Origin of the sequence: Actinotalea sp. C106, assembly GCF_023630195.1 — a bacterium.
Taxonomy (GTDB): Bacteria; Actinomycetota; Actinomycetes; order Actinomycetales; family Cellulomonadaceae; genus Actinotalea.
Genome location: NZ_JALPKN010000623.1, coordinates 1 through 620 on the forward strand (window position 1 = coordinate 1; position 620 = coordinate 620).

1 protein-coding gene is annotated in these 620 nt (G+C 76.6%); it reads left to right on the forward strand.

The annotated features are described in order from the left end of the window. The coding region (locus L0B03_RS18860) for a DUF4118 domain-containing protein (RefSeq protein ID WP_250448649.1) at positions 1-620 on the forward strand (620 nt) is incomplete at both ends.

A 620-nucleotide genomic window follows, 5' to 3' on the forward strand; every position in this document is an offset into this window, starting at 1 on the left:
GCAGGCTGATCGCCGGGTGGGTGCTCGCGGTGGTCGGGCCGCCCGCGCTGGCTGCCGGCCTGCTGGCCGTGCACCGCCTCGACGCGCTGCCGACGGTCCTCATGCTCTTCCTCGCCCTCACGGTGGGGGTGGCGATCACCGGCGGCCTGCGGCCGGCCCTGCTCGCTGCGGTCGGCAGCGGCCTGCTCAGCAACTACTTCTTCACCCCGCCGGTGCGGACCTGGACGGTGGCCGAGCCGCAGAACGCCGTCGCGATCCTCGTCCTGCTCGCCGTCGCGGTCGCCGTCTCGGGCGTCGTCGACCTGGCGGCCCGACGCACGCACGAGGCCGTCCGGGCCCGCCGCGAGGCCGACGCCCTGACGACGATCGCGCGCGGCGTCCTGAGGGGCGGGGACGTCGTGCCGACCTTGCTCGAGCACCTGCGCGAGGCGCTCCGGATGGACGCCGTGGTGCTCGAGGAACGTGAGGACTCCGTCGACCGGTGGTGCACCACGAGCCGCGCGGACGACGCCGTCGCCGGGGGCGCAGGGGAGGGGCCTCGCGACGGTGCGGGGGAGCACGTCCTGCCCGTCTCGGAGCACCTGCGCCTGCGGCTGCGCGGGCGATCCCTCGCGGCGCCC